This is a genomic window from Streptomyces racemochromogenes, from assembly GCF_044129415.1.
Lineage (GTDB): Bacteria > Actinomycetota > Actinomycetes > Streptomycetales > Streptomycetaceae > Streptomyces > Streptomyces racemochromogenes_A.
In genome coordinates this window covers 70,565-82,713 of sequence record NZ_JBBDHD010000025.1, presented here as the reverse complement: position 1 = coordinate 82,713, position 12,149 = coordinate 70,565, and the positions used below count along the sequence as shown (strand labels likewise).

Genomic DNA, 12,149 nt, shown 5'->3' with positions numbered 1-12,149 from the left:
CGTCTTGTTCTTCTCCAACGCGTCCAGGTCACCCGTGAACTGCGGAATCGTGCACGGATTGATCGGTACGTGGTCGGTCACTTCTTCTCCGCCCCCGGCAGATCGACCTTGGGCTCCTTCAGTGCCTCGCGCTGGGCGTTCTCCGCCTGCTCGATGTTGCCGTGCACGTACGCCGTCGTGGCCTTGATGGCCCCGTTGAGCGAGGCCTCCGTACGTGCCGAGATGAAGCCCAGCCGCTGCTGGTGGGAGGCCATGAGCTCGCCCAGCGCCCCGGCGATCGGGCCCATGCCACCGCCCTCACCGCCGGTTCCGCCGCCGGGCGTGACGGTGCCGGCGTGCTTGGCAGCCTCCGGCAGCTCCTTCTGGAGCGAGGTGCCCGCCTTCTGGAAACCCTCGGCGGCCGTGATCGTCTTGTTGACGACGCCCTGCACGCCGGACGGCTTGATGTCCCAGTCCATGACCTACCCCCGTGTCCCCGTGTTCCTGCGTCCGCTGCTCGGGCCGGCGTCAGCCGATGCCGTCGACCGCCGCCTTGGCCTTCGCGAGCGTCGCCTGCGCGGTCGCGTCGTTCTGCTCCAGCGTGTTGCGGACGAGGCGGATGATGTCGCGGACCTCGTTGGCCGCCTTGTTCCAGCGGACTTCCTTGCCGTGGTACTCGTCCGAGACCCCGTCGGCGGTGAACTCGGCCATCGCCGCCTTCACCGCCGCGTCACGGTCGCCGAGCACCCGCTCCAGCTGGCCGATGATCCCGCCGAGGCCGCCCTGGACCTCCACGGAGGCGGCGACGTCGTACGAGGTGCGGTCCTGGTTCTGTCCCATGTCTCCTCTATCCCCCGGGGTTTCAGCGCGCGCCGAAGCGGGCGGCGTCGAAGTTCGCGGAGCCCATGTTCTGGTGGGCGTTGTCACCCTGCTCGTGGTCACCGGTGGTGAACGAGGTGTCCATGCCGCGCTGACCGCCGAGGATCGCACGCAGGGAGCCGTTCAGCTCCGCGGTGACGGCGTCCGAACGCCGCTTGAACGAGTCGAAGGCGGCCCGTCCCACTCCGTTGAACTTGCCCTCCAACGGGTCGGCGGCCGCGATCAGCAGCTTGATCAGCGTGCCGAGGTCGTCGCTGGAGCCGCTCGTGGCCTTGCCCAGCTCGGACAGCGTCGTGCTGCCCATGTCGAACTTCATGCACCCACCCCTGACGTGTTGCGCCGTCACATCCGTGCCTACCTGTCTACCGAAGGGACGTTGCGAACACAAACACGGTTTCAGTTGGCCGGAACCTCTGTCCGAAAATCGTCGGAGCCCGGTTTCAGGCCATCCAGCGGTCGGGCCGCGCCGCCGCGCGGGAGGTGCGGGAACGGCTCGCCTGGGCGTACAGCACGGTGGTTGCCTCGTCCGCCGCCCGGAGCCGGGCGGTGACGGTGTTGCCCGCGCCGGTGTCCACGTGCACGTCGGCCACCCCGCAGATCCGCTCCCAAGGACCCCGCGTACGGCGCACGCTCTGCACTTTCGCGTGCGGAACGATCTCCGTACGCCGGCACAGGAGCCCGTGCCGGGTCGCGAACAGCTCCGGCGAGACCGCCAGCCCGTACCCCTTCCACCACACCGGGACCACCCACCGCGCACCCCGCCGCGGGGGCGGCGCGAAGACCAGCGCCGCCGGGTCCGCGCCCGGCAGCACCCGGGCGATCAGGGCGTGGGCGGCGTCCCGGGTGGCGACCGGCACCAGGACCCCGTTCTCGGAGCCCGCCACGGCCAGCTCCACCCGCACCCACCCGCGCCGCCGCCACAGCAGCGGCTCCACGATCCGCACGGTCTGCACCCGGCCCGGCGGCACGGTCTCGTGGGACCGGTCCAGCAGCCCGTGGTCCAGCCGCAGCCCGTCGGGGGACTCGGCTACCCGCCAGTCGTAGCCGGAGAGGAAGCGGTCCACGCTGCCCCGCCAGACCGCGCCGAGCAGCGGCACCACGGTGACCACGGCCGCCCAGAGGCTGTCGCTGAGCCGCCACACGATCACCGGGCCCGCGAGCCCGCCCACGAGGGCGGCCCACGCGTCCAGGCTGAGCAGCAGGGAGACCACCAGGTCCCGCACCGGCACCCGCAGCAGCTCCCGTTCGGGGGCCTCGCCGAGCGCGGTGGCCTCGGCCGGGGCGAACCCGGCGGCCCGGGCCAGCAGCTCGGCCCGCAGGGCGACGGCGTCCCGTTCGCCGAGGAAGGCCAGTTCGTCCTTGTCCTCGGTGCCGATGACGTCGATGCGCAGCGCGGCGACCCCGGCCAGGCGGGCCAGCAGGGGGCGGGTGACGTCGATGGCCTGGACCCGGTCGAGGCGGATGTGGGCGGTGCGCCGGAAGACCAGGCCGGTGCGGATGCGCAGTTCGGTGCCGGTGACGGCGTAGTGGGTGAACCACCAGCCGAGGAAACCGTACGCACCGAAGACGAGGACCACCCCGGCGAGGACGAGCAGCCGCAACCACACGGGCAGCGCCAGCGCCCACTCCTGGGCCCGCTCCCCCTGCTGGACGACCACGCCGGCGGTGGCGGCGACCGGCACCCAGGCCCGGCGCAGCGGGGTGAGCGGGTGCAGCCGCCGCTCGGTGCCCGGCGGGGTCGGTGCGGGGGCCGTCACAGGCCGGCCGATCGGGCTTCGCCGAGCTCCGTCAGCCGGTCGCGCAGCCGCTGCGCCTCCTGTGGGGCCAGGCCCGGGATCCTGGCGTCCGTGGCCGCCGCCGCCGTGTGCAGCTGCACGGAGGCCAGCCCGAAGCGCCGCTCCAGCGGGCCCGAGGTCACCTCCACCAGCTGCATCCGCCCGTACGGGACCACCGTCTCCTCCCGCCACAGCACCCCCCGGCTGATCAGCAGGTCGTCCGCCCGCTCCGCGTACCGCCAGGACCGCCAGTTCCGCCCGAGCAGCACCCACCCCCAGACCAGCGCCAGCGGCCATATCGCCCCGAAGGCCGCCCAGCCCGCACCGGCGAACAGGGCCAGGGGAAGCGCGGTCGCCACCGTCAGGAGGACCGTCCACACCACCAGCAGCAGCCGTCGCAGGGCCAGGAGCCCACCCGGCAGGCCCACCCATTCGGGCCGGTCCGTCTCACCCGTCGTCCCCATTTCCATCGCCCCAGCCTAGGACTGCGACAATGCGCGCATGACGGAGACCACGGTCGGCATCGGCGGCGCGGCGGAGAGCACCGACATGGTGCTCAACATCGGACCGCAGCACCCTTCCACCCACGGCGTGCTGCGGCTGCGGCTCGTCCTGGACGGCGAGCGCATCGCCAGCGCCGAGCCCGTGGTCGGGTACATGCACCGGGGCGCGGAGAAGCTGTTCGAGGCCCGCGACTACCGCCAGATCGTCATGCTCGCCAACCGGCACGACTGGCTGTCGGCCTTCTCCAACGAGCTCGGCGTGGTCATGGCCGTCGAGCGGATGCTGGGCATGGAGGTCCCCGAGCGGGCGGTGTGGATGCGTACGCTCCTCGCCGAGCTGAACCGGGTCCTGAACCACCTGATGTTCCTCGGGTCGTACCCCCTCGAACTGGGCGGTATCACCCCGATCTTCCACGCCTTCCGCGAGCGCGAGGAGCTCCAGGCCGTCATGGAGGAGATCTCCGGCGGCCGCATGCACTACATGTTCAACCGGGTCGGCGGCCTCAAGGAGGACCTCCCGGCCGGCTGGCTCGGCCGGGCCCGGGCGGCCATCGCCGACGTCCGCACCCGGATGGACGTCTACGACAAGCTCGTCCACGGCAACGAGATCTTCCGCGGGCGCACCCGCGGCGTCGGGGTCCTGTCGGCCGAGGCGGTGCACGCGTACGGGGTCTCCGGCCCGATCGCCCGCGCCTCCGGCGTGGACTTCGACCTGCGCCGCGACGAGCCGTACCTGGCGTACGGGGAGCTCCAGGACGTCCTGAAGGTGGTCACCCGGACCGAGGGCGACTGCCTGGCCCGCTTCGAGGTGCTCCTCGACCAGACCCACAACGCCCTGGACCTGGCGGTGGCCTGCCTGGACCGGATGGAGCAGCTGCCGCCGGGGCCGGTCAACCAGCGGCTGCCGAAGGTGCTGAAGGCCCCCGAGGGCAGCACCTACGCCTGGACGGAGAACCCGCTCGGCATCAACGGCTACTACCTGGTCTCGAAGGGTGAGAAGACCCCGTACCGGCTGAAGCTGCGCAGCGCCTCCTTCAACAACATCCAGGCGCTGGCGGTGCTGCTGCCGGGGCAGCTGGTCGCGGACATGGTGTCGATCCTCGGCTCGCTGTTCTTCGTGGTCGGCGACATCGACAAGTAGGCCGGCGGGGCGGTGTCGGTGGGGCAGGGCAGACTGGGGGCATGTCCGCTTCCCCCCGACGGGCCTGCCCCGCCTGCGGCCGCGACTGCGCGGTGACGGCCGGCCGGATCGCCCGCCACGACCCCCCGGCGGGGCGCCGCGCCGGCCTGGTGTCCTGCCCCGGCTCCCGGGCGCGCGTGGTGCTGGGCGCCTCCGCCCCGACCCTGGACGGCTTCACCCTGGGCCCGCACCCGGGCCAGCTCCCCCTGTTCTGAGCCCGCGCGGCTACCGGGCCGCGGCCGCCTGCGGCGAGGCGAGCAGTCCGAGCAGGCGGGCCGTGCCGTCGGCCCCGTAGCCCGCGTCGACCCCGCGCCGGTACAGCGCGGCGTGGGCGGCGAGGATCCCGGTGTCGACGCCGGAGTCGGCGGCCGTGTGCACGACGTGGTCCAGGCTGGCCGCGCACATCGCGAGGCGGGCGGCGGTGCCGTCGGGGTCGTCCGCGTCGGCGAGCGGCGCGGAGCCCTCGTAGAAGGCGCGCATGCTGTCGGCTGTGTAGCCGGCGTACGGGAGGATGTCGGCCGCCGTCAGCCCGTTGGCGCGGGCGATGGCGACGGCCTGGTACCAGCCCGTGTACGCGGTCCAGAACATGGTCATGTTGAGCTGGTAGTACAGCTGCGCGTGGCCCGGGTCGGCGCCGCGGTAGTCGGTGGCGCCGAGGACGTCGAGCGCGGCGCGGTGCTGCCCGTACACCTCCCCGGGGCCGCTGATGAAGATCGAGGCTCCCTCCCGGCCGATGCCGGCCGGGGGGACGTTGACCCCGCCGGTGAGGTACGAGGCCCCGCGCTCCCGGGCCCAGCCGGCGGCCGCCCGCGCCTTCTCGGGGACGTCGGAGGACAGGTTGGCCAGCACCCGGCCGTCGAGGTCGGCGTCGGCGAGCGCGGTGTAGGCGGCGTCGACGTCGATGAGGCTGACGACGCTCAGCGTGCTCGCGGCGACGGCCTCGGCGGCGGTCGCGGCCCGCCGTGCCCCGCGGGCCACCAGCGCGGTGTCCTTGCCGGGGCTGCGGTTCCAGACGGTGACGGCGTAGCCGGCGTCGAGGTAGGCGGCGGCCATGGCCTGGCCCATGGGGCCGAGGCCGATGATCGAAACCTGGTTCATGACGAGTGCTCCCCACGTGATCCTTCTAGAACGAACGCTCTATCCAGCGCCCGGGACGACCGTAGCACGGGCTAGAACGAACGCTCTATCCATTTCCCCGGCTAGAATCCTCCGCATGGCAGCGACAGGGGCAGGGACGGCGCGGGGAGCCGGGAAGACGGCGGACACCGCGAAGACGGCGGGCGCCGGGCGGCAGGCGGAACCGGGGACGCGCGAGCGGCTGGTGCGCACGGCCTCCCGCCTGATGCAGCACGGCGGATACGAGAGCACCCCGGTCAAACAGCTGGTCCGCGAGGCGGAGGCCACGCTCGGCTCGCTCTACCACTTCTTCCCGGGCGGCAAGCAGGAGCTCGCAGTCGCCGCGATCGGCTACGGCGACGGGGAGTTCGCGCAGCTGCTGGGCGCGGCACTGGACTGCGACCCGGACGCCGCCCGGGCGATCGAGGCGGCGGCCGGGGTCCTGGCCGACGCCCTCGCGGCCTCGGACTGGCGCGACGGATGTCCGGTCACGGCCACGGCCCTGGAGTCGGTCGGACGGCTGCCCGAGCTCCAGGAGGCGTGCGCACGGTCCTTCGGCAACTGGCACGAGCTCGTGGCGGCCAAGCTGCGCGCCTCGGGCATCGGCGAGGAGGACTCCCGCGACCTGGCGGTCACCGTCGTCGCCGCGCTGGAGGGCGCCGAGATGACCTCCCAGGTCACCCGGTCCCGCACCCCGCTGCTCCTGGCGGGCCGCCACCTCTCCCGCCTGGTGGCCTCGTACGCCCCCTGACGGGACCCGCCGGGGGCCGGGCGGGCGGCGGCCCTACGAGATGGCCGTGCGGAGGCGGACCACGTCGATCGGCTCGGTCTCGTCGTGGGCCGTCAGGTCGATGACCTGGCCGCCCTCGCCTTGCTCCGCCGCATCCGGCGCGGGCTCCGGCCCGTCCTGGGGCGCGGCACCGGCTTCGGCACCGGTCTCGGCACCGCCCTCGGCGGCCCGGGCGGCCTGCGCGGACTCCGCCTGGTGCGCGGCCAGCGCCTCCGCGCCGACCACGTCCGCCAGGTCCTCGTTCTGCACGGACTCGATCGCGGCACGCGCCTGGGCGGCGTTCTTGGTGCCGAAGAAGTCGAAGCCGCCCTCCACCCGCGAGGTCGAACGCCGCTGGGCCGCGTACGGGGCCACCGGCGCCGCCGGCCGCCGCGCCGGGGCAGCCGGGGCGGGAGCGGAGGCGGAGGCGGGCACGGGCACCGCGGCGGAGGCGGCGGACGCCGTACGGGTGTGGGCCGGGGCCGGCGCCGCCGGGGCCAGCTCCTTCGGCGCGGAAGCCGCGGCCGCGGCCGCCGCCGCGCGCGCCTCGGACTTCTTCAGCAGCGCGGCCATCGCCGCGTTGGCCCGCGCGTACCCCACCGCGGTCGGCGCCCCGCTGCCCGTGCGCTCCTCCGAGACCGCCGGAAGCTCCTTCGGCGCGCCGGCGTTCTCCAGCGCCAGCAGCCGCCGCTTCTCCAGCGCGCTGGCCCGCTCGGTCTCGGCGGTGGCGTACCGGCGCAGCAGCGCCGCGTGCTCGCCGCGCAGGCCCGCGAGTTCGACCCGCTTGGCGCGCAGCTTGGCGTCCAGCCTGGCGCGCAGGACCCGGGCCTCTTCGAGGTCGGATTCGAGCTCGGCTATGCGCTCGTCCGTCTTCCACTCGTCCTTGACCCGCTCGCGGGCCAGCTCCGCCACCCGGCGGCCGGCCGCCCGGTCCCAGGAGCGCATCAGGACGGCGCCGCCGAGGCCCGCAGCCGCCGTGAGGGCCACGAGCAGGCGCAGCGCGAGGGGTTCCGCGAGGAGCCAGGCCGCGCCGGCGCTGGCGACGGAAACCCCGCCGACGGCCGTCGGCGTGAGAAGTCGGTGCAGGGGCTCGGGATTGCGGTGACGTCCACGGGGCATGGCCTGAAATTTACAGGGCGTGGACCTCCTGTGGGGTACCCGCCCGGCAATCTCTTCCCGCGCGGTTTCCCCGCATTCGGCCGTCGACGGTGTGACCGCTACTTCTTCAGCAGGCCCTTGGACTCCAGATAGGCCTTCGCGACGTCGGCGGGCTTCGCCCGCTCCGCGTCCACCTTGCGGTTGAGTTCGACGAGGTCGGCGGTGGTGAGCACCTTCGTCAGCCGCTCCAGCGCGGCACCGATCTCCGGGGCCCCTGCGTCCTTGGCGTTGACCACCGGGAGCACGTTGTCGGCGTTCTGGAGCTTCTTGTCGTCCTCCAGCAGCACCAGACCGAAACCGTCCAGGGTGGCGTCGGTGGTGGTGGTCAGCACGAGCTGGTCCACCCCGTCCTTGACGGCCTGCTTGGCCTGCGGGGTGCCCACGCCCTTCGGGTCGATACCGGAAACCTGGATTCCGTACGTCTTCTCCAACCCCGGTGCGCAGAAGGGGCGGACGGCGCATTCGTCGCCCGCCGCGATCTTCACCTTCTGGCCGGACTTTCCGAGATCGGAAAGCGTCCTCAGGTTGTTCTTCTGCGCGAATTCCCTGGTCACCGCGAAGGCGTTCTGGTCGACGGCGGCGCCCAACGGGAGCGCCTTGATCCCCAGCGGCGCCGCGAGCTTCTCCAGCGCCGCGGCGGTCGCGGCCGGGTCGCTCGACGCGACCGGCTTCTCCTTCGGCGCGTTCGGCCCGTTCACCTTGGCGTTGAGGAACTCCGCGAGGGTGGCCGCGTACTCCGGGACCACGTCGATCTCGCCCTTCTCCAGCGAAGGCTCGTACAGCTCGCGGTTGTTGACCGTGGTGACGGAGGTGTCGTAGCCGGCGTCCGCGAGGAGCCGCGCGTACAGCTCGGCCAGCACGTTGGACTCGGTGAACCCGGCCGCGCCGACCACCAGCCTGCCCTTGGCGCCGCCCCCCGACGAGGAGGACGAGGACGACGAGCCGCCGTCCTTGCTCTTCTCCAGGCTGTCGCCCCCGCACGCGCTGAGCGAAACGGTCAGGGCCGCCGCGACCAGGGTCGCGCCGAGGATGCGCGTGGACTTGCTCATCATGCTCCTTGGAATTCAGGGGAAAAGCGACGGAAGGGACGGCCTCAGCGCGCCGCCGGGCGGCCACGGCGCAGCAGCAGCCGGTCCGCCGCCACCAGCAGTCCCTCCACCAGCAGGGCCAGCAGCGCGACCAGCAGGGCGCCCGCCACCACCTGCGGGGTGTTGTACGTGTTGAAGCCCGCGGTGATGATCCGGCCCAGGCCGCCCTGGCCGACCATCGCGGCGATCGTGGCGGTGGCGATCACCTGCACGGCGCCCGAGCGCAGCCCGGTCATCACCAGCCCCCGGGCGAGCGGCAGTTCCACGCGCCAGAACAGCTGCCGGCCGGACATGCCCATGCCCCGGGCCGCCTCGACCACCGAGCGGTCCACCTCGCGCATGCCCACGTAGGCGTTGGTCAGCAGCGGCGGCACCGCGAACAGCACCAGCGCGACCACGGTCGGCAGGTAGCCGGCGCTGCGCAGCGGCGAGACCATGAACAGGGCCAGTACCGCGAACACCGGCACGGCCCGTCCCGCGTTGGAGACGTTCACGGCGACCGCGCCGCCCCGGCCGACGTGGCCCAGCCACAGTCCCACCGGCAGGGCCACCGCGCAGGCGACGCCCAGGGCGATCCCGCTGACCAGCAGGTGCTCGGCGAGCCGGTGCCAGACACCGTCGGCACCCGACCAGTTGGCGCCGTCCGCGAGCCAGTCGCAGGCCTTCCCCAGCACTCCCACGGCCTCAGGCCCCCTTCGTCCGCGCCGGACGGCCGGCCCTCGTCCAGGGGGTGAGCAGCCGCTGGAGGCCCAGCAGCAGCAGGTCCGCGACCAGCGCGAGCAGGACGCACAGCACGGAGGCGGTGAGCACCTGCGCCTTGAAGGAGCTGTTCACGGCGGGGGCGATCAGGTTGCCCAGCCCGCCCTTGCCGACGATGGACCCGACGGTGGTCAGCGCCACGGTGGAGACGGTCGCGATCCGCACCCCGGCGAGCAGCGCGGGCAGCGCCAGCGGCAGTTCGACCTGCCACAGCAGCCGGGCCGGGCCGTAGCCCATGCCGCGCGCGGCCTCCCGCACCTCCTCGGGTACGGCCTCCAGTCCGGCCAGGACGTTGCGGACCAGGATGGTCAGCGAGTAGAGCACCAGTCCGGTCACCACAAGCGCCGCGGAGAGCCCGAAGAGGGGCAGCAGCAGGGAGAACATGGCGAGCGAGGGCACCGTGTAGAGCAGGGTGGTCAGGCCCAGCACGGGGGCCGCCCAGCGGCGTCCGCGGCGGGCCAGCAGGGCGAGCGGGACGGCGACGACGACGCCGATGAGCACCGAGACCGCCGTGATCCAGACGTGTTCGAGGGTGGCGTCGGTGAGTTCCGGAGCGCGGGAGCTGACGTAGTCCCAGCAGATCCAGTCGTTCGCCACCAGGCAGTTCCGTACCGCCATGCCGCCCACCCCCCTACTCTCCTCGCACACGCGTACCCGAAGACCCGGCCAGTGCGACCATAACCCCCGGCGCCCGCTCTGGCCGGAATCATTCGCACACGTGCAACACTCCCCTCACAAAGCCTTGGTCCGCCGCGCACACCGGTGGGGCAGGATGGCGGGGTGATCCGATTCGAGCATGTGACCAAGCGCTACCCCGACGGGACGACGGCGGTCGAGGACCTGTCGTTCGAGGTCGCGGAGGGCGAGCTGGTCACGCTGGTGGGCCCGTCCGGCTGCGGCAAGACGACCACGATGAAGATGGTCAACCGGCTCATCGAGCCCACCTCGGGCCGGATCCTGGTGAACGGCGAGGACGTCTCCGCCGCCGATCCGGTCGAGCTGCGCCGCCGCATCGGGTACGTCATCCAGCAGGTCGGGCTGTTCCCGCACAAGACGGTCCTGGAGAACACGGCGACCGTCCCGCAGCTGATCGGCACCCCGAAGGCCAAGGCCCGCGCCCGTGCGGCCGAGCTCCTCGAACTCGTCGGCCTGGACCCCGCCGTGTTCGGCGGCCGCTACCCCGAGCAGCTGTCGGGCGGCCAGCGCCAGCGCGTCGGGGTCGCCCGGGCCCTCGCGGCCGACCCGCCGGTGCTGCTGATGGACGAGCCCTTCGGCGCGGTGGACCCCGTGGTGCGCGAGCGGCTCCAGAACGAGTTCCTCACCCTCCAGAAGACCGTCCGCAAGACGATCCTCCTGGTCACGCACGACCTGGAGGAGGCCGTGCGGCTCGGCGACCGCATCGCGGTCTACGGGGAGGGCACCATCGAGCAGTTCGACCGCCCGGCGGCGGTCCTCGGCGCCCCGGCCACCGACTACGTGGCCTCCTTCGTCGGCGCGGACCGGGGCCTGAAGCGGCTCGCGGTCACCCCGGTCGGGGAGGACGACCTGACGGCGGCCCGGGAGGGCGAGGCCCCGGCCGGCTCGGTGGCGCTCGGGGCGTCGCTGCGCGAGGCGCTGGCCGTCCTGCTCCAGGAGGACGCGGGCCGCATCGGGGTCACGGATCCGCAGTCCGGCGCGCTGGTCGGCGTACTGACCCCGGAGGGCGTCCACCGGGCGCTGCGCCGGGCCGACCCGCCGGCGGCATGACGAAGGGCCCGACTCCCGTCGGGCCCCGACCACGCGCGAGCGGGCTGACCGCTCGGTACTTCACCGCTGCTGCCGCCCGGCCTCAGGCCTGCATCCGGCTGCTCATCCACACCAGCATCGGCGGGATCTCGCGGCGCCAGGTGTTGAAGTTGTGGCCGCCGCTGTCGAGGATGATCGAGGAGACCCGGTCCGGGCCCTTGACCAGCTTGATGAACTTCCTGGTGTCGTTCAGGTTGTCCTCGCCCTTCTCGCTCGTGGTGACGAGGAAGGAGGTGCCGGTCGGCTTCTTGTTCTCCACGCTCCACAGCACGTCCGCTGCCTTCTTCAGCTTCTCGTCGCCGTGGAAGAGGTCACCGGTCGTCGGGTCGTCCGCCGCCTTGTAGTACGCGGACAGGCCCGCGGCGGCGCCGAAGACCTGCGGGTGGTGCGCGGCGATCTTCAGGGCGCAGTAGCCGCCCGTGGAGTTGCCGATGAAGCCCATGTTCTGCGGCTTCTTGCCGACCCGGAACGTGCCCTGGATGGCCTGCGGCAGGTCCTGCGCGAAGAAGGTCTCCGTCTGCGGGCCCCCCGGTATGTCCACGCACTCGGTGTCGCGCGGCGGCGCGATCGTCGGGCGCAGCATGACCAGGATCATCGGCTTCATCTTGCCCTGCTTGGCCTGCTTGAAGGCCGTCATGGGGTAGTTCAGCCCTTTGATCAGGTTTTCCGCGGTACCCGGGTAACCCGTCAGGACGATGGAGGCAGGAAAGTTCTTGTCCTTGTGCTGCGGCTGGAAGTACTCCGGCGGGAGCCAGACGTAGCCGGGGCTCGTTATCTTCGACTTCTGCCCGGTGATGGCCACCTTCAGTATCTGACCGCCGACCTGCGGCTGGCCGCCGCCGGGGACGTCCAGCTTCTGCTTGTCGAGGACCTTGATGTCCTTGCTGCTCATCGAGTGGTCGACGACCTTGCCGATCGCCGTCTGCTGACCGAACAGGTCGGCCCAGGAACCGTAGAAGAGGAACGACTTGTTGGCGGCGAGACCGACTGCCGAGAACAGTGCCAGCTGGGTCGCGAGCAGGAGGCCGACCCGGCCGAGGACCGCCCGCCAGGTGCGGCCCGAGAGCTTCGGCCAGAGCCAGACCGTCACCGCGAACAGCGCTACACCCGCGATGATGGCCAGGACCAGAACGGCATTACTGGTGAGACCCATGAGCA

15 protein-coding genes are annotated in these 12,149 nt (G+C 72.5%); 4 read left to right on the top strand and 11 right to left on the bottom strand.

Going from position 1 to position 12,149, the window contains the following annotated elements:
* Positions 1 to 77 precede the first annotated feature (77 nt).
* From WDV06_RS12995 to WDV06_RS12975, 5 genes are all read right to left on the bottom strand, one after another.
* Positions 78 to 458, bottom strand: coding sequence for a DUF6507 family protein (locus WDV06_RS12995; RefSeq protein WP_395509844.1), 381 nt, complete (start codon positions 456 to 458; stop codon positions 78 to 80).
* A gap of 49 nt (positions 459 to 507) precedes the next feature.
* Complete coding sequence (locus WDV06_RS12990) at positions 508 to 819, bottom strand: pore-forming ESAT-6 family protein (RefSeq protein ID WP_395509843.1); 312 nt, start codon at positions 817 to 819, stop codon at positions 508 to 510.
* A gap of 22 nt (positions 820 to 841) precedes the next feature.
* Positions 842 to 1,174, bottom strand: a complete 333-nt coding sequence (locus tag WDV06_RS12985; protein ID WP_395509842.1) for a hypothetical protein — start codon at positions 1,172 to 1,174, stop codon at positions 842 to 844.
* Positions 1,175 to 1,298: 124 nt separating this feature from the next.
* Positions 1,299 to 2,615, bottom strand: coding sequence for a PH domain-containing protein (locus WDV06_RS12980; protein ID WP_395509841.1), 1,317 nt, complete (start codon positions 2,613 to 2,615; stop codon positions 1,299 to 1,301).
* Positions 2,612 to 3,103 (bottom strand): PH domain-containing protein, encoded by a 492-nt coding sequence (locus WDV06_RS12975; RefSeq protein ID WP_395509840.1) that lies wholly within the window; start codon positions 3,101 to 3,103, stop codon positions 2,612 to 2,614. Before WDV06_RS12975 ends, WDV06_RS12980 begins: the two co-directional genes overlap by 4 nt.
* 31 nt (positions 3,104 to 3,134) lie before the next feature.
* Between WDV06_RS12975 and WDV06_RS12970 the strand changes: the two genes are divergently transcribed.
* Both WDV06_RS12970 and WDV06_RS12965 read left to right on the top strand, forming a co-directional pair.
* Positions 3,135 to 4,277 carry an NADH-quinone oxidoreductase subunit D gene (locus tag WDV06_RS12970; RefSeq protein WP_395509839.1) on the top strand — a complete coding sequence of 381 codons (1,143 nt, stop codon included), beginning with the start codon at positions 3,135 to 3,137 and terminating at the stop codon, positions 4,275 to 4,277.
* A gap of 41 nt (positions 4,278 to 4,318) precedes the next feature.
* Positions 4,319 to 4,531: a hypothetical protein gene (locus WDV06_RS12965; protein WP_395509838.1), complete on the top strand. Its 213-nt coding sequence runs from the start codon at positions 4,319 to 4,321 to the stop codon at positions 4,529 to 4,531.
* Between the two features lie 10 nt (positions 4,532 to 4,541).
* Here WDV06_RS12965 and WDV06_RS12960 read toward each other — a convergent pair whose 3' ends face one another.
* Positions 4,542 to 5,414, bottom strand: a complete 873-nt coding sequence (locus tag WDV06_RS12960; RefSeq protein WP_395509837.1) for an NAD(P)-dependent oxidoreductase — start codon at positions 5,412 to 5,414, stop codon at positions 4,542 to 4,544.
* A gap of 115 nt (positions 5,415 to 5,529) precedes the next feature.
* Between WDV06_RS12960 and WDV06_RS12955 the strand changes: the two genes are divergently transcribed.
* Positions 5,530 to 6,183 (top strand): TetR/AcrR family transcriptional regulator, encoded by a 654-nt coding sequence (locus tag WDV06_RS12955; RefSeq protein WP_395509836.1) that lies wholly within the window; start codon positions 5,530 to 5,532, stop codon positions 6,181 to 6,183.
* A 33-nt stretch (positions 6,184 to 6,216) separates the two neighbouring features.
* Here the strand turns inward: WDV06_RS12955 and WDV06_RS12950 are convergent, their stop codons facing one another.
* From WDV06_RS12950 to WDV06_RS12935, 4 genes are all read right to left on the bottom strand, one after another.
* A complete protein-coding gene (locus tag WDV06_RS12950; RefSeq protein WP_395509835.1) occupies positions 6,217 to 7,320 on the bottom strand; it encodes a hypothetical protein in 1,104 nt (367 codons plus the stop codon).
* A gap of 98 nt (positions 7,321 to 7,418) precedes the next feature.
* On the bottom strand, positions 7,419 to 8,408 hold the full coding sequence (locus WDV06_RS12945; RefSeq protein ID WP_395509834.1) for an ABC transporter substrate-binding protein: 990 nt from the start codon (positions 8,406 to 8,408) through the stop codon (positions 7,419 to 7,421).
* 44 nt (positions 8,409 to 8,452) lie between these two features.
* Positions 8,453 to 9,127, bottom strand: a complete 675-nt coding sequence (locus tag WDV06_RS12940) for an ABC transporter permease (RefSeq protein ID WP_395509833.1) — start codon at positions 9,125 to 9,127, stop codon at positions 8,453 to 8,455.
* A 4-nt stretch (positions 9,128 to 9,131) separates the two neighbouring features.
* Complete coding sequence (locus WDV06_RS12935; protein WP_395509832.1) at positions 9,132 to 9,824, bottom strand: ABC transporter permease; 693 nt, start codon at positions 9,822 to 9,824, stop codon at positions 9,132 to 9,134.
* A gap of 162 nt (positions 9,825 to 9,986) precedes the next feature.
* Between WDV06_RS12935 and WDV06_RS12930 the strand changes: the two genes are divergently transcribed.
* Positions 9,987 to 10,952 (top strand): ABC transporter ATP-binding protein, encoded by a 966-nt coding sequence (locus tag WDV06_RS12930; protein WP_395509831.1) that lies wholly within the window; start codon positions 9,987 to 9,989, stop codon positions 10,950 to 10,952.
* Between the two features lie 82 nt (positions 10,953 to 11,034).
* On the opposite strand, the gene WDV06_RS12925 is transcribed toward WDV06_RS12930, so the two are convergent.
* Entirely contained in the window at positions 11,035 to 12,144 is a 1,110-nt protein-coding gene (locus WDV06_RS12925; RefSeq protein WP_395509830.1) for an alpha/beta hydrolase, read from the bottom strand.
* Between the last annotated feature and the right edge of the window lie 5 nt (positions 12,145 to 12,149).